The sequence below is a fragment of the Pseudomonas sp. KH_017 genome, from assembly GCF_057840285.1.
Genome location: NZ_CM174509.1, coordinates 523,747 through 543,064, shown reverse-complemented (window position 1 = coordinate 543,064; position 19,318 = coordinate 523,747). Strand labels below are relative to the sequence as shown.

At 61.4% G+C, this 19,318-nt stretch carries 17 protein-coding genes; 8 read left to right on the top strand and 9 right to left on the bottom strand.

Translation table 11 applies throughout. The features are described from left to right. Positions 1-189: 189 nt before the first annotated feature. Entirely contained in the window at positions 190-732 is a 543-nt protein-coding gene (gene orn, locus AC3IT6_RS02440; protein ID WP_489354175.1) for an oligoribonuclease, read from the bottom strand. A gap of 107 nt (positions 733-839) precedes the next feature. Between orn and rsgA the strand changes: the two genes are divergently transcribed. The 4 genes from rsgA to AC3IT6_RS02420 all read left to right on the top strand — a co-directional run bounded on the left by rsgA (position 840) and on the right by AC3IT6_RS02420 (position 3,930). After that, a complete protein-coding gene (gene rsgA, locus AC3IT6_RS02435) occupies positions 840-1,871 on the top strand; it encodes a small ribosomal subunit biogenesis GTPase RsgA (protein ID WP_095943175.1) in 1,032 nt (343 codons plus the stop codon). 198 nt (positions 1,872-2,069) lie between these two features. Beyond that, positions 2,070-2,477 carry a TIR domain-containing protein gene (locus AC3IT6_RS02430; RefSeq protein ID WP_007995042.1) on the top strand — a complete coding sequence of 136 codons (408 nt, stop codon included), beginning with the start codon at positions 2,070-2,072 and terminating at the stop codon, positions 2,475-2,477. Positions 2,478-2,479: 2 nt separating this feature from the next. Continuing rightward, a complete protein-coding gene (locus AC3IT6_RS02425) occupies positions 2,480-3,439 on the top strand; it encodes a caspase family protein (RefSeq protein WP_489354174.1) in 960 nt (319 codons plus the stop codon). Next, a complete protein-coding gene (locus tag AC3IT6_RS02420; protein ID WP_489354173.1) occupies positions 3,439-3,930 on the top strand; it encodes a toll/interleukin-1 receptor domain-containing protein in 492 nt (163 codons plus the stop codon). Before AC3IT6_RS02425 ends, AC3IT6_RS02420 begins: the two co-directional genes overlap by 1 nt. A gap of 51 nt (positions 3,931-3,981) precedes the next feature. On the opposite strand, the gene motB is transcribed toward AC3IT6_RS02420, so the two are convergent. After that, positions 3,982-5,010 (bottom strand): flagellar motor protein MotB, encoded by a 1,029-nt coding sequence (gene motB, locus AC3IT6_RS02415; protein ID WP_489354172.1) that lies wholly within the window; start codon positions 5,008-5,010, stop codon positions 3,982-3,984. 164 nt (positions 5,011-5,174) lie between these two features. Further along, positions 5,175-6,026 (bottom strand): flagellar motor stator protein MotA, encoded by an 852-nt coding sequence (motA, locus tag AC3IT6_RS02410; protein WP_150754807.1) that lies wholly within the window; start codon positions 6,024-6,026, stop codon positions 5,175-5,177. A 167-nt stretch (positions 6,027-6,193) separates the two neighbouring features. Here motA and AC3IT6_RS02405 point away from each other — a divergent pair, with 167 nt between their 5' ends. Genes AC3IT6_RS02405 through asd form a run of 3 tightly spaced genes read left to right on the top strand, consistent with a single transcriptional unit; the run spans position 6,194 to position 9,468 of the window. Further along, entirely contained in the window at positions 6,194-7,732 is a 1,539-nt protein-coding gene (locus AC3IT6_RS02405) for an HDOD domain-containing protein (RefSeq protein ID WP_489354171.1), read from the top strand. Between the two features lie 41 nt (positions 7,733-7,773). Then, positions 7,774-8,589, top strand: coding sequence for a rhodanese-like domain-containing protein (locus AC3IT6_RS02400; protein WP_223447588.1), 816 nt, complete (start codon positions 7,774-7,776; stop codon positions 8,587-8,589). Positions 8,590-8,607: 18 nt separating this feature from the next. Then, complete coding sequence (asd, locus tag AC3IT6_RS02395) at positions 8,608-9,468, top strand: archaetidylserine decarboxylase (RefSeq protein WP_223466323.1); 861 nt, start codon at positions 8,608-8,610, stop codon at positions 9,466-9,468. Between the two features lie 119 nt (positions 9,469-9,587). Here asd and serB read toward each other — a convergent pair whose 3' ends face one another. After that, positions 9,588-10,802 (bottom strand): phosphoserine phosphatase SerB, encoded by a 1,215-nt coding sequence (gene serB, locus AC3IT6_RS02390; RefSeq protein ID WP_046039796.1) that lies wholly within the window; start codon positions 10,800-10,802, stop codon positions 9,588-9,590. Positions 10,803-10,937: 135 nt separating this feature from the next. On the opposite strand from serB, the gene AC3IT6_RS02385 reads away from it, so the two are divergent. Continuing rightward, complete coding sequence (locus AC3IT6_RS02385; protein ID WP_489354170.1) at positions 10,938-12,455, top strand: AhpA/YtjB family protein; 1,518 nt, start codon at positions 10,938-10,940, stop codon at positions 12,453-12,455. Between the two features lie 251 nt (positions 12,456-12,706). On the opposite strand, the gene AC3IT6_RS02380 is transcribed toward AC3IT6_RS02385, so the two are convergent. The 5 genes from AC3IT6_RS02380 to parE form a co-directional block, all read right to left on the bottom strand. Next, positions 12,707-13,420, bottom strand: a complete 714-nt coding sequence (locus AC3IT6_RS02380) for a PqiC family protein (RefSeq protein ID WP_223447583.1) — start codon at positions 13,418-13,420, stop codon at positions 12,707-12,709. Between the two features lie 175 nt (positions 13,421-13,595). Further along, the gene (gene parC, locus AC3IT6_RS02375; RefSeq protein ID WP_150754803.1) at positions 13,596-15,863 is read right to left on the bottom strand and encodes a DNA topoisomerase IV subunit A; all 2,268 of its coding nucleotides are present in this window, start codon (positions 15,861-15,863) and stop codon (positions 13,596-13,598) included. A 7-nt stretch (positions 15,864-15,870) separates the two neighbouring features. Further along, a complete protein-coding gene (locus AC3IT6_RS02370) occupies positions 15,871-16,395 on the bottom strand; it encodes a retropepsin-like aspartic protease family protein (RefSeq protein WP_223447581.1) in 525 nt (174 codons plus the stop codon). Beyond that, on the bottom strand, positions 16,392-17,381 hold the full coding sequence (locus AC3IT6_RS02365) for an esterase-like activity of phytase family protein (RefSeq protein WP_489354169.1): 990 nt from the start codon (positions 17,379-17,381) through the stop codon (positions 16,392-16,394). Before AC3IT6_RS02365 ends, AC3IT6_RS02370 begins: the two co-directional genes overlap by 4 nt. Beyond that, complete coding sequence (gene parE / locus AC3IT6_RS02360) at positions 17,381-19,285, bottom strand: DNA topoisomerase IV subunit B (RefSeq protein ID WP_150754800.1); 1,905 nt, start codon at positions 19,283-19,285, stop codon at positions 17,381-17,383. Before parE ends, AC3IT6_RS02365 begins: the two co-directional genes overlap by 1 nt. Positions 19,286-19,318 lie beyond the last annotated feature (33 nt).

The following is a 19,318-nucleotide window of genomic DNA, read 5'->3' as shown; positions in this document are numbered from 1 at the left end:
AAGGCGCGCAGTCTACTCAGTTCACTCAGGCACCAAAAGAGGGCGTCTGAGATTCGCCTCAACATCCAAAGTGACTGAACTGACGTCATCGTCGGAACGCCGCCCGGAGCAAGCTCGCTCCCACAGGGTCGACGCTCTACCTGTGGGAGCGAGCTTGCTCGCGATGGGGCCGGTACGGACAACCGTGAATCAGAACTTGATGAAATGCGTGCGGTAGTGCTGCAACTCAGCGATCGATTCACGGATATCGTCGAGCGCCAGGTGGGTGCTGCCCTTCTTGAAGCTGTCACGCACATCCGGTGCCCAGCGCGCAGCCAGCTCTTTGAGCGTGGACACGTCGAGGTTGCGGTAGTGGAAATAGCTTTCCAGAGATTTCATGTGGGTATAAAGGAAGCGACGGTCCTGGCAGATGCTGTTGCCGCAGATCGGCGACTTGCCCTTCGGCACCCACTTCTCCAGGAAGGCGATGGTTTCGGCTTCGGCTTCGGCCATGCTGATGCGGCTGTCGCGAACCCGCTGGGTCAGCCCGGAACCGCCGTGCTGACGGGTGTTCCACTCGTCCATGCCGGCGAGGATTTCGTCGCTGTGGTGAATGGCGATCACCGGGCCTTCGGCCAGGGTGTTCAAGTCACTGTCGGTGACGATGGTGGCCATTTCGATGATGACGTCGGTGTCCGGGTTCAGACCGGTCATTTCCAGGTCGATCCAGATCAGGTTCTGTGGGTTTTGCATGTGTCGGCTCCTAGGCAATGCTGCGCAGTTTAGCCTAGGCCGGTAGCCGGGCGTGCTAAACTCGCGGCCGTTTTACCTAATCGCTGCATTCTTTATACGGAACACCCATGGCCAAACGCCAACTCAATCGTCGTCAAAACTGGCGCATCGAAAAGATTCAGGGCGAACGCGCTGCCCGCGCCGCCAAACGCGAGTCCTCGGCTGTCGAGGCGCTTGAGGGCGGCGATCTGGGCCCGGAACAGCACGGCCTGGTGATCGCGCACTTCGGCGTGCAGGTCGAGGTCGAGGCCCGCGACGGCGAACTGGCCGGCCAGGTATTCCGTTGCCACCTGCGCGCCAACCTGCCGGCGCTGGTGACCGGCGATCAGGTGGTCTGGCGTGCCGGCAACCAGGGTATCGGCGTGATCGTGGCGCAACTGCCGCGCAACACCGAGCTGTGTCGCCCGGACAGCCGTGGCCAGCTCAAGCCGGTTGCGGCCAACGTCGACATGATCGTCATCGTGTTTGCACCGCTGCCCGAGCCCCACGCCAACCTGATCGACCGCTATCTGGTCGCAGCCGAGCATGCGGGCATCAAGCCGCTGTTGCTGCTGAACAAATTCGACCTGATCGACGACAACAACGCACCAGCGCTGAATGCCTTGCTCGCGGTGTACCGCACCCTCGGCTACCCGGTGCTGGAAGTGTCGGCGCACCACGGCAACGGTATGGAGCAGTTGCAGAAGCAACTCGACGGACGTATCAGCGTGTTCGTCGGCCAGTCTGGTGTCGGCAAATCGTCGCTGGTCAACAGCCTGCTGCCGGAAGTCGAAACCCGTGTCGGCCCATTGTCCGAGCTATCCGGCCAGGGCACTCACACCACCACCACCGCGCGGTTGTTCCACTTCCCCGGTGGCGGTGAGTTGATCGACTCCCCGGGTATCCGTGAATTCGGCCTGGGCCACGTCAGCCGTGCCGACGTCGAAGCCGGCTTCATCGAGTTCAACGATCTGCTCGGCACCTGCCGCTTCCGTGACTGCAAGCATGATCGCGAACCCGGCTGCGCCCTGCTCAAGGCCCTTGAAGACGGCCGCGTGCAGCAGCAACGGATGAACAGCTACCGCTCGATCATCGCCAGCCTGCCGGAAAACGGCTACTAAACAGACATGCCGACCGCCCTGCCTTCAGCGGGGCGGCCGGCGGCTGGATCTTCCCCTGCTTAAACACCAGACCTTTCTGTAAGACACCCGCACCGGCGCTTGTAGGGCATTTCTCTTTAAGTCACATCCCCTTGTAGCCGCCAGCCAATAGCCTAGTTTCAGACCCTCTTCGCACTCCAGCGACACCGAGGGACACCCATGCAAACCTACCACCTGTTCATCAGCCACTCGTGGAACTACCCCGACGCCCACGACAATCTCGTGCGCCTGCTTAACGCCAAGCCCGGTTTCACCTACAAGAACTTTTCGGTGCCACCGGACAACCCGATTGTCGGCGCGAAAACCGACAAACAACTTGAGGAGGCCATCGAAAACAAGATCCGCCCGTGTTCGGCGGTATTGATCATGGCCGGGATGTACTCCACCTACAGCAAGTGGATCAACAAGGAAATCGAGATCGCCAAGCGCATGGGCAAGGTGATCATTGCGATCAAGCCGTTCGGTGCCGAGCGCATTTCCACGGTGGTACGTGACGCGGCACATGCCGAATGTGCGTGGAACACCAACAGCATCATCGATGCGATTCGCCAGCACACGGCGGTGTAACCATGCGCAAGGGACTGTTTATCGGCATCAACGACTACACCCATGTGTCGCGCCTGAGCGGCTGCAGCAATGACGCCATGGCCATGGCGTCCGTTTTGAAGACCGACGCCAATGGCGATCCGAACTTCAAGAACATCGTACTGACCTCCGCCGAGGACTACCTGGGCCGGGAAAAACTCGAAGACCAGATCCGCGAGCTGTTTGCCGGGGACTGCAATGTCGCGCTGCTGTATTTCGCCGGCCACGGCAGCTTCGACACCGACACCGACGAAGGCATGTTGATCCCGCAGGATTACAAGAGCGCCAAGGACGGGATTCGCCTCAGCGACATTCTCAACTGGGCGAGCAAGGCCACCAAGATCAAAAACAAAGTGATCATTCTCGACTGTTGCCAGAGCGGCTCGGCCGGCGAACTGCGCGCCTTGCGCAGTGAAGGCAGCGTGGTCGGCGAAGGCATGACCATTCTGACCGCCTGCAAAAAGGAAGAGCCGGCGATGGAGGGAGGGCAGCACGGTGTGTTCACCGGATTGCTGCTCCAGGCCCTGCACGGTGGAGCCGCGAACATCCTGGGCAAGATCACCCCCGGCAGCCTTTATTCGTTTGTCGACAATGCCCTCGACGCCTGGGAACAGCGTCCGGTGTTCAAGACCAACGTCTCGCAGTTCATTTCCCTGCGCGAAGTGTCGCCGCTGATCCCCAAGGAAATCCTGCGCAAACTCCCCGAATGGTTTGCCGAAGCGGAGTCGGTATACCCCCTCGCCCCCAGCTTTGAGCCCACCGAACCCGAGTTCAACCCGGAACAGGGCGAAGTCTTCGCCCAACTGCAAAAGTGCAACCGCCACAGCCTGGTCGAACCGGTGGACGCCGAACACATGTACTACGCCGCCATCCACTCCACCGGCTGCCGCCTCACCGCCCTCGGCGCCTATTACCGCGAACTCGCGATCAAGGGACATTTCTGATGCCAGTTTTTATCAGCTACCGCCACATGGATCGCGCCCACGCGGTCAAAATCAACGGGCGCCTGATCCAGGCCAATATCAAGACCTACCTCGACGTACTGGATATCGAATCCCAGACCACCGATGACATCACCGGGGTGATCACCCGCAACATCAGCGAATGCACGCACCTGCTGGCGGTGGTGTCGGAGAAAACCGCGCTGTCCTGGTGGGTGCCGTTCGAAATCGGCGAGGCGACCATCACCAACCGACGTATCTGCTCGTTCAAAACCGGCCCGACGGAGCTGCCGCTGTACCTGGACAAGTGGCCGAAGCTGACCAGCGAGCGGGACATCGAGTTTTTCATTGATGCCTATCGCAATGAATCGACACTCAAGCGCTCGATGTCGCTGGAATCGGTGACGGGTAGCGAGTCGGTGCGCAGCGTCAACAAATCCAATGCGGATCGCTTTCACGCCGACCTCAAGTCGCGAATCATCCGCGGCCTTTAATACAGAAAGCGCCGACAAAAAAGCCGACATCGCTGTCGGCTTTTTTGTCGATCACTGCTTGGGCGGTTCAGCCGGTTTCGGCGTCGGGTCATCGAACAGGTTCAGACGCTCACGAAGCTCGTGAGCCGGCAGAGGCTCCTTGTCCGCCGGCAACGCGTTCGGGTCGACCGGTGCGGCCGGTGCGGCTCCCGGAGCAGCCGAACCTTGCGGCGCATCAGGAGCAGGCTCCGCACCTTGCGAACCTTCGATCGCACGCTGGGCTTTCTTGGTCAGCACCACGATGTCGATACGGCGGTTCACCGGGTTGAACGGATGCTCGCGATCGAACAAAGCCGACGAGGCATAACCGACCACGCGCGCCACCTGTGCATCCGGATAGCTGCCCGCCACCAGCGCACGCCGTGCGGCGTTGGCACGGTTGGCCGAAAGCTCCCAGTTACCGAAATCACCAGTGCCGGTGTATGGCTTGGCATCGGTGTGGCCGCTGATGCTGATCTTGTTCGGCACCGCCTTGATGGTGTCGGCCATTGCCAGCAGGATGTCTTCGAAATACGGCTTCAAGCGAGCTGAGCCCGAGTCGAACATCGGGCGGTTTTCCGCGTCCATGATCTGGATACGCAGGCCGTCCGGCGTGATTTCGAACAGGATCTGATCCTTGAACTTCTGCAGCTGCGGGTTTTCTTCGACCTTGTTCTGCAGCTCTTGCAACAACAGCTCGAGGCGCTCTTTTTCGACCTGCTCGGCCATGCCTTCGACCTGGTCGGTATCGATGGTGACCTTGTCCGGCTGCGGCTGGGACTTCACCTCGGGGTTGAGGGTATTTTCCGGCGCCAGGGTCGGCGTGCCGCCCAGATCGATGATGTAGGGCGTGCCGCTTTCGGAAAAGCCGATCGGGTCCTTGAAGTAACCGGCGATGGCGATCTTCTGTTCCGGCGTGGCGGTGGACAGCAGCCACAACACCAGGAAGAACGCCATCATCGCCGTGGCGAAGTCGGCGAAGGCGATTTTCCAGGCGCCCCCGTGATGCCCGCCGGCGATGCGCTTGACGCGCTTGATGATTATCGGCTGGTTATTTTCCATGACCTAAGTGCTCTGTCTCACAAATACTGTTCCTTTTTGGCAGTGCCTGTTGTCGCCATACCGCGTTGCCGCTCCTCGCCATAGCGGGCTATGACTCGTCGCGGCGCCTTGTCTGGCAACAACAGTCACTTGCCAAAAAAGGAACGTATTTGCGAAACAAAGCACTAACGACCGCGAACCGCTTGTTCCAGCTCGGCGAAGCTTGGACGGTGTGCCGGGTACAGGACCTTGCGCCCGAACTCCACGGCCAGCGATGGCGGCATGCCGGAAGCCGAAGCCACCAGCGAGGCCTTGATGGCTTCGTAGACGTTCAGCTCTTCCTTGGCATCGTGGGCCAGGGAATGGGCCAGCGGGCCGAAGAAGCCGTAGGCGGCGAGAATACCGAAGAAGGTACCAACCAGTGCCGCACCCACGTGCAGGCCGATGGACTTCTGATCGCCCTCACCCAGCGAAGCCATGGTCACCACGATCCCCAGTACCGCCGCGACAATACCGAAACCGGGCATGGCGTCGGCGATGCCGTTCACGGCGTGGGATGGGTGTTCCAGGTCTTCCTTGAGGCTGAACAGTTCCATGTCGAACAAGCCTTCCAGCTCGTGCGGAGCCATGTTGCCGGAGGACATGATGCGCAGGTAATCGCAGATGAACGCGGTCATGCGTTCGTCCTTGAGAACGGTCGGGTACTTGGCGAAGATCGGGCTCGCGGCAGCATCCTCGATGTCGCCTTCGATGGCCATCATGCCTTCGCGGCGGCTCTTGTTGAGGATCTCGTAGATCAGGCCCAGCACTTCCAGATAGAAGCCGTGGTTGAAACGCGAACCGAACATGCTCAGGGACTTCTTGAGCACGTGCATCGTCATGTAGCCGGGGTTGGCCTGCAAAAATGCGCCGAGGGCGGCACCGCCGATGATCATGACCTCGAAAGGCTGGATCAGGGCGGCAATCTTGCCGTGGGAAAGCACGTATCCGCCGAGCACGCTCGCGAATACGACGATGATGCCGATAATTTTAGCCATAGGTTAGGAGAGCACTTACTGAGTCGGGTTCAAGGTCATATTCGGAAGTTAAAAAATCTCTTCTTCTCCTTATCGGCAAAACTGCGCCAGACTATAGCCAGTTCAGGCGAAAAACTGATTTGACCCCATCCGGGCACAGGTAATGTTGACGATGATCGCCTCCCACCATGGTTAACGAAACGAACGTTCCAACCCCGAAACCGACCACTCTCGAAGGCTGGGTCAAGCTTCTCGATGGCGTACGCCTGCCGGTTCCGCAAGCCAGCCACGACCGTGTCTGCAAGGCCATCCGCGACAATCGCAGCTCGCTGCGCGACATCGCTGACTTGATGCAAGGCAGTCCGGCCCTGGCCTTGAGCGTGATTCGCGAAGCCAACCGGCATACCCATGGCAGCATGACCGAGCCTGCGGAAAACCTTGAGATTGCGATCAGTCGCCTCGGTTTGAAGCGCACCGAAGAGCTGCTCGCGCGTCTGCCCGCCGAACCCCAGTCCGAGATTCCCAAAGCCCTGCGTCAGTTGCAGATGATCAGCCAGCACGCCACGCAACAGGCCAACGGCTTTTTTGCCAGTCGTCTGGCGCGCCTGTGGCAGGACATTCACTGGGGCAGCCTGCTGTTTCTTTCGCCCTTGTGGCCATTGGCGCTGACCCATCCAAAACTGCTCGAAGACTGGGAACTGCGGGTCATCCATAAAGGTGAGTCGGCACGCAAAGTCGAACAGCAACTGTTTGGCGCACGCCTGCTGGACATTGGCCAGGCGCTGGTGGAGATCTGGCGCTTGCCGATCTGGGTGCAACAGGGCTATCGCCTGTTGCTCACTGAACAGCGCGAACTGGTGAAAGTCCTGCGCATCGCCCGTGACAGCGAGCATCCACTGCGCCAGCAGAACCGCCTCGATGACGATCCGACCCTGCGTCGCTGGCTCAATCAACCGGCCAATACGGTGCTGCTGGCCAACGGGCTGGCGCTGTCGGCGCAACACGCCTGGGACAGCCCGCACAGTGAGCGCTGGCAGTACCTGACCAGCCTTTACCTGCAAATGCCGATGGACGAGCTGCAGCAACAACTACACCAGCAGGCCGCCAACAGCGCACGCCAACACGCCATGCCCGACCTCTGGCACCCCGCCGAGTCGCTGATCTGGCCGTGGGGCATGAACCGTGTCCACGCAGGCTTGCTGCCGGCAGCGGCACCCACCGCCGAAGACCTGGCGAAGTGGCGCAAGCAATGCGCCGAATTGCTGGTCGAGCCGAGTCGTTTCACCAACGCCATGCACTTGACCATCGCCGCCCGGGACGCCCTCGTGGCCTGCGGCATGCGCCGGGTGATGATCCTGATGGCCGACCGCACCCACGCCAACCTGCGCGTGCACCAGACGGCCGGCCTGCCGAAGGAGGCGGCCGGGCTGAACTTCGTGGTCAGCCAGAGCAACGTGTTGCAGCGCCTGCTCGCGCAACAGGCCCAGGTGCGCCTGACGCCAGCCAACAACACGCAATTCTCGGCCCTGCTGCCCAACGGCCTGCGCTCACAGTTCAGCGGCGAACACTTGCTGCTGCGTTCGCTGGTCAACAATGGCCGGGTGATCATGATCGTCGTGGCGGATCAAGGCGGCGGGCCGTTTTCGGAAATTTCCGTACAGGCCTTCGGCAAAACCGCACAGTGCATCGAAAAAGCCCTGCACAGCTTTAGCCACCGTGGCCAATAAGCTGCGTTACAATCCTCCCTTTTGTGCTCTGGAGACCTCACATGTCTGACTTCTCTGGCTTGCCGCTGGTGATCGAGCCGAGCGACTTGCTCCCTCGCCTCGACGCCCGCGAACTGATTCTGGTGGACTTGACCAGTCCCGCCCGCTACGCCGAAGGGCACATTCCCGGCGCGCGCTTTGTCGATCCGAAGCGCACGCAGCTCGGCCAGGCCCCTGCCCCGGGGCTGATGCCCCCGCAGGCAGCACTCGAAACGCTGTTTGGTGAGTTGGGACACAACCCCGACGCGGTCTACGTGGTGTATGACGACGAAGGCGGCGGTTGGGCCGGACGCTTCATCTGGCTGCTGGATGTCATCGGCCACAGCAAGTACCACTATGTCGACGGCGGCCTGACGGCCTGGCTGGCAGAAGGCTTGCCCATGTCGATCCAGATCCCGCCACCCGTGGGCGGCCCGGTTCAACTGACTTTGCACGACGAACCCACCGCCACCCGCGAATACCTGCAAAGCCGTCTCGGCGCCGCCGACCTGGCAATCTGGGATGCACGCGGGCCGCTGGAGTACTCCGGCGAGAAAGTCCTGGCAGCCAAGGGCGGGCACATTCCCGGCGCGGTCAATTTCGAATGGACCGCCGGCATGGATCGGGCACGCCAACTGCGCATCCGCACCGACATGCCGCAGATCCTCGAACAACTCGGGATCAGCAAAGACAAAGAAGTGATTACCCACTGCCAGACCCACCATCGTTCTGGCTTCACCTATCTGGTGGCCAAGGCTCTCGGTTATCCGCGGGTCAAAGGCTACGCCGGCTCCTGGGGCGAATGGGGCAACCATCCCGATACCCCGGTAGAAATTTAAGATTTTTAAGGACCGTTAATGAACAAGCGTCTGTTTCTCCTCGGCCAGTACCTGCTGCCCCACAACTTGCTCTCGCGACTGGCCGGCTGCATCGCCGAATGCCGCGTGCGCTGGTTCAAGAATGCCTTTACCGCCTGGTTCGCCAAGCGTTATCAGGTGGACATGTCCCTGGCGCTGGTCGAAGACCTGACCGCCTACGAGCACTTCAACGCGTTCTTCACCCGTGCGCTGAAAGACGGTGCCCGTCCGCTGGACGAAACCCCGGGCGCGATCCTCAGCCCGGCCGACGGCGCGATCAGCCAGCTCGGCCCGATCGAGCACGGCCGCGTGTTCCAGGCCAAGGGCCACAGCTTCAGCGTGCTGGAACTGTTGGGTGGCGATGCGGCAAACGCGGCGCCGTTCATGGGTGGTGACTTCGCGACCATCTACCTGTCGCCGAAGGACTACCACCGCGTGCACATGCCACTGGCCGGCACCCTGCGCGAGATGGTCTACATCCCGGGTCGTCTGTTCTCGGTCAACCAGACCACCGCTGAAAACGTTCCGGAACTGTTCGCTCGCAACGAGCGTGTGGCGTGCATTTTCGACACCGAGCGCGGGCCGATGGCCGTGGTGCTGGTGGGCGCGATGATCGTGGCGTCGATTGAAACCGTCTGGGCCGGTCTGGTCACACCGCCGAAACGCGAGCTGAAAACCTTCCGCTACGACGAAGCCGCGCGCGCGCCGATCCATCTGGAAAAAGGTGCGGAACTGGGTCGCTTCAAGCTGGGTTCGACCGCTGTCGTGCTGTTCGGGCCGGATCAGGTGAAGTGGGCTGAAGAAATGACCGCCGGTACTGCGGTGCAGATGGGTCAGGGCATGGGCTCGCCAAAAGCCTGACCTGTAGAGATCTAATGTGGGAGCGAGCTTGCTCGCGATTGCATAGTGTCAGTCGACTTCTTCGTTGACTGATACACCGCTATCGCGAGCAAGCTCGCTCCCACATTTATTTGTGGTGCCTAGAGCTGCCCGTCGCGATCGCGGAAGCCCAGCAGATACAGCACGCCATCCAGCCCCAGCGTCGATATCGCCTGCTTGGCCGACTGTTTCACCAGCGGCTTGGCACGGAACGCCACACCCAACCCGGCAATCGCCAGCATCGGCAAGTCATTGGCACCGTCACCGACCGCAATGGTCTGCTCCAGGCGCAATCCTTCCTTGTGTGCCAGTTCCTTCAGCAAATCCGCCTTGCGCTGCGCATCGACAATCGGCTCGACCGCCACGCCGGTGACTTTGCCGTCGACCACTTCCAGTTCGTTGGCAAACACGTAGTCGATACCCAGCTTTGCCTGCAATTGCTTGGCGAAGTAGGTGAAGCCGCCCGACAGAATCGCGGTCTTGTAGCCCAGGCGCTTGAGTTCGGCGAACAGGGTTTCGGCGCCTTCGGTCAGGCGCAGCGAGGCGCCGATGGAATCCAGCACATTGACGTCCAGACCTTTGAGCAAGGCCAGGCGTTCCTTGAAGCTGGCGCGAAAATCCAGTTCACCGGCCATCGCTCGCTCGGTGATTTCCGAGACCTTGTCACCGACGCCAGCCGCCTTGGCCAGTTCGTCGATCACTTCGGCTTCGATCAGCGTTGAATCCATGTCGAACACCGCCAGGCGACGGTTGCGACGGAACAGCGAATCTTCCTGGAAGGCGATGTCGACGTTCAGTTCCTGGGCGACGCTGAGGAATTCGGCACGCAGCGCCTGCGGATCAGCCGCTTCGCCGCGCACGGAAAACTCGATGCAGCCCTTGCCCTTGTCGGCCGGGGTGTCCAGCGGCATGCGCCCGGACAGACGATCGATGTGGTCGATGTTCAGGCCATATTTGGCGGTGATCGAGCTCACGGCCTGCAACTGCCCGGCTGTCACCTTGCGGGTCAACAGGGTCACGATGTGGCGTTTTTTGCCCTGGTTACCGACCCACTGCTGGTAATCCACTTCGGACACCGGTGTGAAACGCACCTGTTGATCGAGCTCGTAACCCTTGAACAGGATGTCCTTGAGCACGGACTTGCCTTGCTCGGTGTCGGGAATTTCAACCAGGATGCCGAACGACAAGGTGTCGTGGATCACCGCCTGACCGATGTCGAGAATGTTCACACCACCCTGGGCCAGAACGCCGGTAATGGCCGCAGTCAGACCCGGACGGTCGACTCCCGTGATGTTTATCAGGACGATTTCGCGCAAGGCGCACCCCCGCAGGTGGAAAAAAACCGCATTCTACCCACTTTCAGTGACCATCGGGCACCGTGAGCGCTTTGACGGCCTAGGGCCTGTCGCTATACTGCGCGTCAACTCCACGGACAAAAGAGCCGAGCTCAAGTGAACCGGCCCACGCCAGTAAAAACCGACAACTTCTTCCTGCTGATCTTCCGGGCACTGCGCCACCGCCGTGTACCGATTGCATTGCGCATCGCCAGCCATAACGTGATCCTGGTCGCCCTGGCCCTGGTCATCTATGCCGGTGTGATGGGCCTGCAGTTCAAGCAGGCCATGCACGAGCAGGCGGATGCGCTGGGCGAAAGCCTGACCACGCAGACGGCCACCTCGGCCACCGAGCTGTTGGTGTCCAACGACATCCTCAGCCTCAACGTGCTGCTCAATAACCTGACCAAGAACAAGCTGGTGGCCCACGCCGCCATCTACAGTCCGGACAACCGCATCCTTGCCGAATCCGGCCAGCGTCCCAAGCATGGCCTGCTGGGCGAAGCCGAGGGCATGTACCAGAGCAAGATCACCTTCCAGGACGTGACCGCCGGGCAATTGCGTATCAGCCTGGACATGGACCAGTTCCAGCAGCCGATGACCATCAGCCTGCAAAGCATGGGCATTCTGAGCGCAATCCTGCTGGCCCTGTCCCTGGCCCTGAGCCTGCGCATGGGGCGTTATCTCTCAACGCCCCTGCTGCAATTGCGGGTGTGGCTGCGCAATATCGATGAATACACCCCGGCCACCGACCGCCAGGACGAAATCGGCGACCTGGCGCGTCAGCTCCACGCCAACTTCGCCCCGGAGCCCGCCCCTGTGCCGGAACCGGAACCGGAATTCGACGACATGGATGACGAGGCCGACCCGGCCTTCGAAGTCCGTAACCTGCGCGACCCGAGTTTCGACGAGAGCCGCCCGGTAGCGGCACTCAAGCCAGCGCCACGGCAGATCGTCAGCACCGTCGAAGACGACGATGATGAAGACCCGTTCGCCGATCTGCGCGACGAGTCGCTGGACAGCACCCCACAACCGGTGGTTCGCAAGGCCACGCCGAGCGTGCCGCAACACAGCGCGGTGCTGGCAGTGCAACTGGGCTCCCAGGAGCAACTGCGACGCCTGCCGCGGGCGCGTCTTGAAGAACTGCTCGAACGCTATCGCGATTGCCTCGATCAGGCCGCATCGCTGTATCAAGGCGAAGTGGAGACCTTGAACGATGGCAGCACGCTGATGCTGTTCCACACGGAAGACTGCGGTGACGACTACCTGACCAACGCCATTTGCTGTGGCGAGCTGCTGCGGGCCCTCGGCCACCAGTTGCAGATCGAAGTCGCGGACAGCGGCATCACCCTGCAACTGCAGCTGGGCCTGACCCTTGGCGACGAACTGTTCGGCCTGAGCCAGATCGACCTGCTGCTGACCGACCCCGCCCAGGACGCCCTGGCCCTGTCGCAACACAGCCGCAACCTGCTGCTGGTAGAGCGCAAGATCAGTGACGACGCGTTGATTCGCCAGCGCGCACGGATCCGCCCGATTGCCAGCCCTGAAGGTGCGTGCTGCGTGGAGCGGTTGATGGAGCCGTATCCATCGATGCTGGAACGGCAATTGGCGCGGATGCACGAGCGTCGCGCCTAAGCCTTAGGCCCGGCCAAGTGAAGCCCGCAGATGAGCGATCGTCTGCGGGCTTTTTTGTTGCCTGTCATGACGCCTTCGCGGGCAAGCCCGCTCCCACAGGGGACGTGGTCGTACACAAGATCTGTGTTCACAGAGATCATTGTGGGAGCGGGCTTGCTCGCGAAGAGGCCGGAACTGACGCCAGATATCTCCAACCTGCAGAAACAACAAAGCCCGCATCAATGCGGGCTTTGTTTCAAATCCATCCAGGCTTAGAAGCGGAACACTTCCATATCCGTACGAATAGGCGCGGCCATCGGGATCTTCGGCTGCTTTTCCTGTTCTACCGCAGGTGCTGCCGCCTTGGCTGCCGGCTTGCGCGGGACGTCGGCGATCGGCGGCTGATTGGCCAGCGGCTTGAGCGCCACCGACAGTTGTTCGGCCAGGCGTTGCAGCAATACGCCCTGCGCCTGGACCTGAGCCGCCGTGGTACCGGCATGCTGTTCCTGCAAATGGATGATGCGGTTGTCGCGGACCTGCCCGCGACGGTCGATCAGGCGCCATTGCGCGTCGAGGATCGCCGGTTGTTTTTCACCCGAGTCCAGGCGCGTGATGGTCAGCAGTACCTGAACGTCCGGGGTGAAGCCCACTGTTGCCGGGGCCAGCACTACGCGCTGGCTGTCCAGGCGACCTGCGACCTGACGCAGCAGCAACTGATCGATATCCGACGAAAGGCTGCCAGCCCAACGACCGTCGGTCGAGGCTTGCAGGCTGCCATCCGGCTGACGCTGCAACAGGGTTTCGCGTTGCAGGTAATCAGCCACGGTGACCGGCCCCAACAATACCGCCATGCCCGCGTTCTGTGCGGGCTGAACCGGACTACCAGCGTCCAGCTGATACAACGACACCGGTTGGTGAACGCTGCAACCCGCCAGGCCAAGAACGCCGGCGAGCAAAAGAATAAAAGGAAGGCGCAGAGCAGTCATCGTCCCATCCAGGTGATCGCTAAAAGGCTGACCACAGTGAAAATACTCAATAAATATGAAGAACGCGCGGCAGTGCCGGCGCTTGAAAGGCCATATCATCCGTGAATATGCGTTCCGACTCCAGCGCAAAGCGCCGAACTACGGGTTAAATCGTAGTTCGGCGCTTCTAAGTCGCCTAATTGAGGTTTTCGACGAGTAGCGCATCTACCCGCTGGAAACCACGCGGCAATTTGTTGCCACGACGGCCACGTTCACCCTTGTAGTGTTCGAGGTCGTCCGCTTTCAGTGACAAGGTACGTTTCCCGGCCTGCAACACCAACGTTGCACCGTCCGGCAATACGGCGATGTCCGTCACATACTCTTCACGACTGGCCACTCGCTCACCGGGAATCCCGATGATCTTGTTGCCTTTGCCTTTTCCTAATTGTGGCAGGTCGCTGATCTTGAAGATCAGTAGGCGACCTTCGGTCGTCACCGACGCCAGCCAGTTTTGCTCTCGATCGGCCACTGGGCGCGGCAGCATGACCTTGGCGTTGTTCGGCAGGCTCAACAGGGCCTTGCCCGCCTTGTTCTTGGCCTGCAAGTCTTCACCCTTGACCACAAAACCGTAGCCGGCGTCGGAGGCGATCACGTACAGCGCATCGTCTTCGGGCATCAGCACGCATTCGAAACTCGCCCCTGGCGGCGGCGTCAGGCGACCGGTCAGCGGCTCGCCCTGGCCACGGGCCGACGGCAAGGTGTGGGCGGCCACCGAATAACTGCGGCCGGTGGAGTCGATAAACACGGCAAACTGGTTGGAGCGCCCGGCTGCCAACGCCTTGAAACCATCTCCGGCCTTGTAGGAAAGCCCGGTGGCGTCGATTTCGTGGCCTTTGGCGGAGCGAATCCAGCCTTTTTCCGACAGCACGACCGTCACTTTCTCGTTCGGCAGCAGATCGTGCTCGGTCAGGGCCTTGGCTTCGGCGCGCTCGACGATAGGCGACCGACGGTCATCCCCGTAGGTTTCAGCGTCCTTGATCAGTTCGCTGCGCACCAGTTTTTTCAACTTGGCTTCGCTGCTCAGCAGGGCTTGCAGCTTGGCCTGTTCCTTGAGCAGTTCATCCTGCTCGGCGCGCAGCTTCATTTCTTCCAGTCGCGCCAACTGACGCAGACGGGTGTCGAGAATGTAGTCGGCCTGGATTTCGCTCAGGGCGAAACGCTCGATCAGCGCGGCTTTCGGATGCTCCTCGGTACGGATGATGTGGATCACTTCATCCAGGTTGAGGTAGGCAATCAACAAACCGTCCAACAGGTGCAGGCGACGCTCGACCTTGTCGAGGCGGAATTGCAGGCGACGACGCACGGTCTGCACCCGGAACTCCAGCCATTCGACCAGCAGCGCCCGCAGGTTCTTCAGCTGCGGCTTGCCGTCCAGGCCGATGATGTTGATGTTGACCCGGTAGCTCGACTCCAGCTCGGTGCTGGCGAACAGGTGCTGCATCAGCGCATCGTGGTCGAAGTTTTTCCGCGCGCCCGGAATGATCACGATCCGGCACGGGTTTTCGTGGTCGGATTCGTCACGCAGGTCGGCGATTTGCGGGGCCTTGGACGGCTTGGCCTGCATCATCGCGGCGATCTGTTCCAGCACCTTGGCGCCCGAGACCTGGTGCGGCAGTGCGGTGACGATGATGTCGCCGTCTTCGATGTGATACACGGCGCGCATGCGCACCGAACCACGACCGGTTTCGTAGATTTTCAGCAGGTCGGCGCGCGGGGTGATGATTTCCGCTTCGGTTGGGTAGTCCGGGCCCTGGATGTGTTCACAAAGCTGTTCGACCGTGGCCTTGGGCTCATCGAGCAAACGCACGCACGCCGTAGCGACTTCCCGCAGGTTGTGCGGCGGAACGTCGGTGGCCATGCCCACGGCGATACCGGTGGTGCCGTTGAGCAGAATGTTCGGCAAGCGCGCTGGCAAGACCAGCGGCTCGTCCAGCGTGCCGTCGAAGTTCGGGCCCCAGTCCGCCGTGCCCTGGCCCAGCTCGCTGAGCAGCACTTCGGAATAACGCGACAGCCGCGCTTCGGTGTAACGCATGGCGGCGAAGGACTTGGGATCGTCCGGCGCACCCCAGTTGCCCTGGCCGTCGACCAGTGTGTAGCGATAGCTGAACGGCTGGGCCATCAGCACCATGGCTTCGTAGCAGGCCGAGTCGCCGTGAGGGTGGAACTTGCCGAGCACGTCACCGACGGTACGCGCCGATTTCTTGTGTTTGGAATCGGCGTCCAGCCCCAACTCGCTCATCGCATAAATGATGCGGCGCTGTACCGGTTTCAGGCCGTCGCCGATATGCGGCAGGGCACGGTCCATGATCACGTACATGGAGTAGTTGAGGTAGGCATTTTCGGTGAAGTCAGCCAGCGAGCGGCGTTCTACACCGTCCAGGCTGAGATCAAGGGAGTCGCTCATGCGGGCCTCATCGGTTCGTTGTCTGGCGCAGCAGCATGGTGCCACCGCGCTGGGTAAATTCAAGTTTGTTCAGTGCGCTCATGCCGAGCAACACCTGATCGCCATGCAGCCCCGGGGCCACCAGTGCGCGTACATCCCGCAACACGATGTCGCCCAGTTGCAGGCGTTCGATACGGGTGCGATAGCCCTGGCTCAGGCCATTGGCCGTGCTCAGGGTCACGCCGAATCCTTCTTCGAGCTTCAAGCGCTTGGCCAGGCCCGCCGGAATCGACACATCGGTCGCCCCGGTATCGAGCATGAAGTCCACCGGCTGGCCGTTGATCTGGCCGCTGGCGACGAAATGCCCCTGAGCGTTGCTCACCAGTTTCACCTCGATGAAACCTTCGCCCTGCTCCGAGCTGACCACCACATTCGGATTTTGCTGACGCGCTTCCCACTGAGCGAAAAATCGCGTGGCCAGAAACAGCGCGGCACACCAGGCCAGCACCATGAACACCCGGCCGATACGCTGCCCCGGGCGTTGTTGTCTCATGGCCTGGCACTCCAGCCACCTTCCGGTGCAGCGAAACGCCAGACCACAGGACGGACTTCGCCATCGGCTCGCGCACCAAAATTGTTGTCGACACCGATCCAGGCGCCATCGGCATCCACGATCAACGCTTCTTCCAGCCCGTAGTTCTGTGGATAACGACGGTTTTCCTGCAACAACTCGGCGGCGTACGACCAGCAGCGCTCGACCTTGGCCGTCTGCGCATCACGGCGGCAGATCTGGTAGGCATTGCGTTCAAGGGTGAACAGCTTGCCGTTGAACAGCGACAGATCAGAGAAGTCCCGCGGCGCGGGCTTGGCATGGGGAAACTGCTCGGGCTGCATTTCCATGCCCGCCTCGCTCAGCAGCACGCAACCACCGTCGCAATCCCACAACGTCTGCTTGCGCTTGATCATCAGCAGTCCCCGGCCTTGACGCTCGGCGGCGAACCACATCTGATCGCCTGCCAAATTGACCGCCAGCCCTTCGAACAACGCATTGAACTGCAACAGCAGGCCTCGGGCCCGGGCCTCGCGAACCAGCATCGGCGAGATTTTCAGCCAGATGGCGGGCCCCGCGGGTGGCACTTGCAAGACAGCGGCATGGCCTTCGCTGACGATGTAGCGATTGCCTGCGCCGTCGCAGGTGATGCCTTCGAAGTCCAGATCACCGCCACGCACGAACGAAGCCCCCCAGACGCGAGATTTCAGCCCCCAGGGCAAACCGCTGTCAGGCACCGGCGGTACGTCGATGCGCACCGTTTGTGCCTGCCACACGGATTCGCGGGTATCGAGGCGGTAGATCTGATCATCGTCGCGGTCGGAAACTGCCCACAGGTCATTGCCGCACTGCGCCAGCCCGGACAGGTTGCCACCGCGCATGCCGTCGACGACATGCCCGGACAACACGCGCAGCTGTGGCGCCGGCTCGGCAGATACCGTAATCGACGTCAGCAGCAACCCACAGGCCAGGGCAAAGCCCAGACGCATCAGCCCAGCACCTCGGCCAGGTTGCCCTTGGACTCCAGCCAGGTCTTGCGGTCGCCAGCGCGTTTCTTCGCCAGCAGCATGTCCATCATTTCCGAGGTGGCCTCGAAATCTTCCAGGGTCAACTGCACCAGACGCCGGGTGTTCGGGTCCATGGTGGTCTCGCGCAGCTGCGGCGGGTTCATTTCGCCCAGCCCCTTGAATCGGGTGACTTGCGGCTTGCCGCGCTTCTTCTCGGCCACCAGGCGATCGAGGATGCCATCGCGTTCGGCTTCATCGAGGGCGTAGTAGATCTCTTTGCCCAGGTCGATACGGTACAACGGCGGCATCGCGACGTAGACGTGACCGGCATCCACCAACGGGCGAAAATGCTGGACGAACAAGGCGCAGAGCAAGGTTGCGATGTGCAGACCGTCGGAGTCGGCGTCGGCGAGGATGCAGATCTTGCCGTAGCGCAGCTGGCTCATGTCCGCCGCACCCGGATCGACGCCGATGGCCACGGCGATGTTGTGCACTTCCTGGCTGGCCAGCACTTCGCTGCCGTCGACTTCCCAGGTGTTGAGGATCTTGCCGCGCAACGGCAGGATCGCCTGGAATTCCTTGTCCCGCGCTTGCTTGGCCGAGCCGCCGGCGGAATCACCTTCCACCAGGAACAGCTCGGAACGCATCGGGTCCTGCCCGGCACAGTCGGCCAGTTTGCCTGGCAGCGCCGGGCCTTGGGTAATGCGTTTGCGCTCGACCTTCTTGCTGGCCTTGAGGCGACGGCCGGCGTTGTTGATCGCCAGTTCCGCCAGCAGCATGCCGGTTTCCGGGTTGGCGTTGAGCCACAGGCTGAACGCATCCTTGACCACACCGGAGACGAACGCCGCCGCTTCACGGGAAGACAGGCGCTCCTTGGTCTGGCCGGAGAATTGCGGTTCCTGCATCTTCATCGACAGCACGAAGGCGATGCGTTCCCAGACGTCTTCCGGCGCCAGCTTAACGCCGCGCGGCAACAGGCTGCGGAACTCGCAGAACTCGCGCATCGCATCGAGCAGACCTTGGCGCAAGCCGTTGACGTGGGTACCGCCCTGGGCGGTCGGGATCAGGTTGACGTAGCTTTCCTGGACCGCGTCGCCACCTTCGGGCAGCCACAGCAGCGCCCAATCCACGGCTTCCTTGTTACCGGCAAAAGCGCCGCAGAACGGTTCGTTCGGCAGGCGCTCGAATTCGCTGACCGCATCCACCAGGTAGGAACGCAGGCCGTCTTCGTAATGCCATTCGACTTTCTCGCCGGTGGCCTTGTCTTCAAAACTGACCAGCAGCCCCGGGCACAACACGGCCTTGGCCTTGAGCACGTGCTTGAGGCGGCTGATGGAGAATTTCGGGGAGTCGAAGTATTTCGGATCCGGCGCGAAGAACACGCTGGTGCCGGTGTTGCGCTTGCCGACCGTACCGACGACTTCCAGCTCGGTGGCCTTGTAGCCATCCTTGAAGGTCATCTGGTATTCGTTGCCGTCACGCTTTACACGCACCCGCACTTCGGTGGACAAGGCGTTGACCACGGAAATACCCACCCCGTGCAGACCGCCGGAGAACTGGTAGTTCTTGTTGGAAAACTTGCCACCGGCATGCAGCTTGGTGAGGATCAACTCAACGCCCGAAACACCTTCCTCGGGGTGAATGTCCACCGGCATGCCACGGCCGTCGTCGCTGACTTCCACGGAATGGTCGGCATGCAGGATCACCTGTACCGATGTGGCATGCCCGGCCAAGGCTTCGTCGACACTGTTGTCGATGACTTCCTGGGCAAGGTGGTTCGGCCGACTGGTGTCGGTGTACATGCCGGGGCGTTTGCGCACCGGGTCGAGGCCCGAGAGGACTTCGATGGCGTCTGCGTTATAAGAGCTAGCGCTGGGAGTGGCCATGGGGTCTCGTCGTCAGTGTTCGGTGAAAAAAGA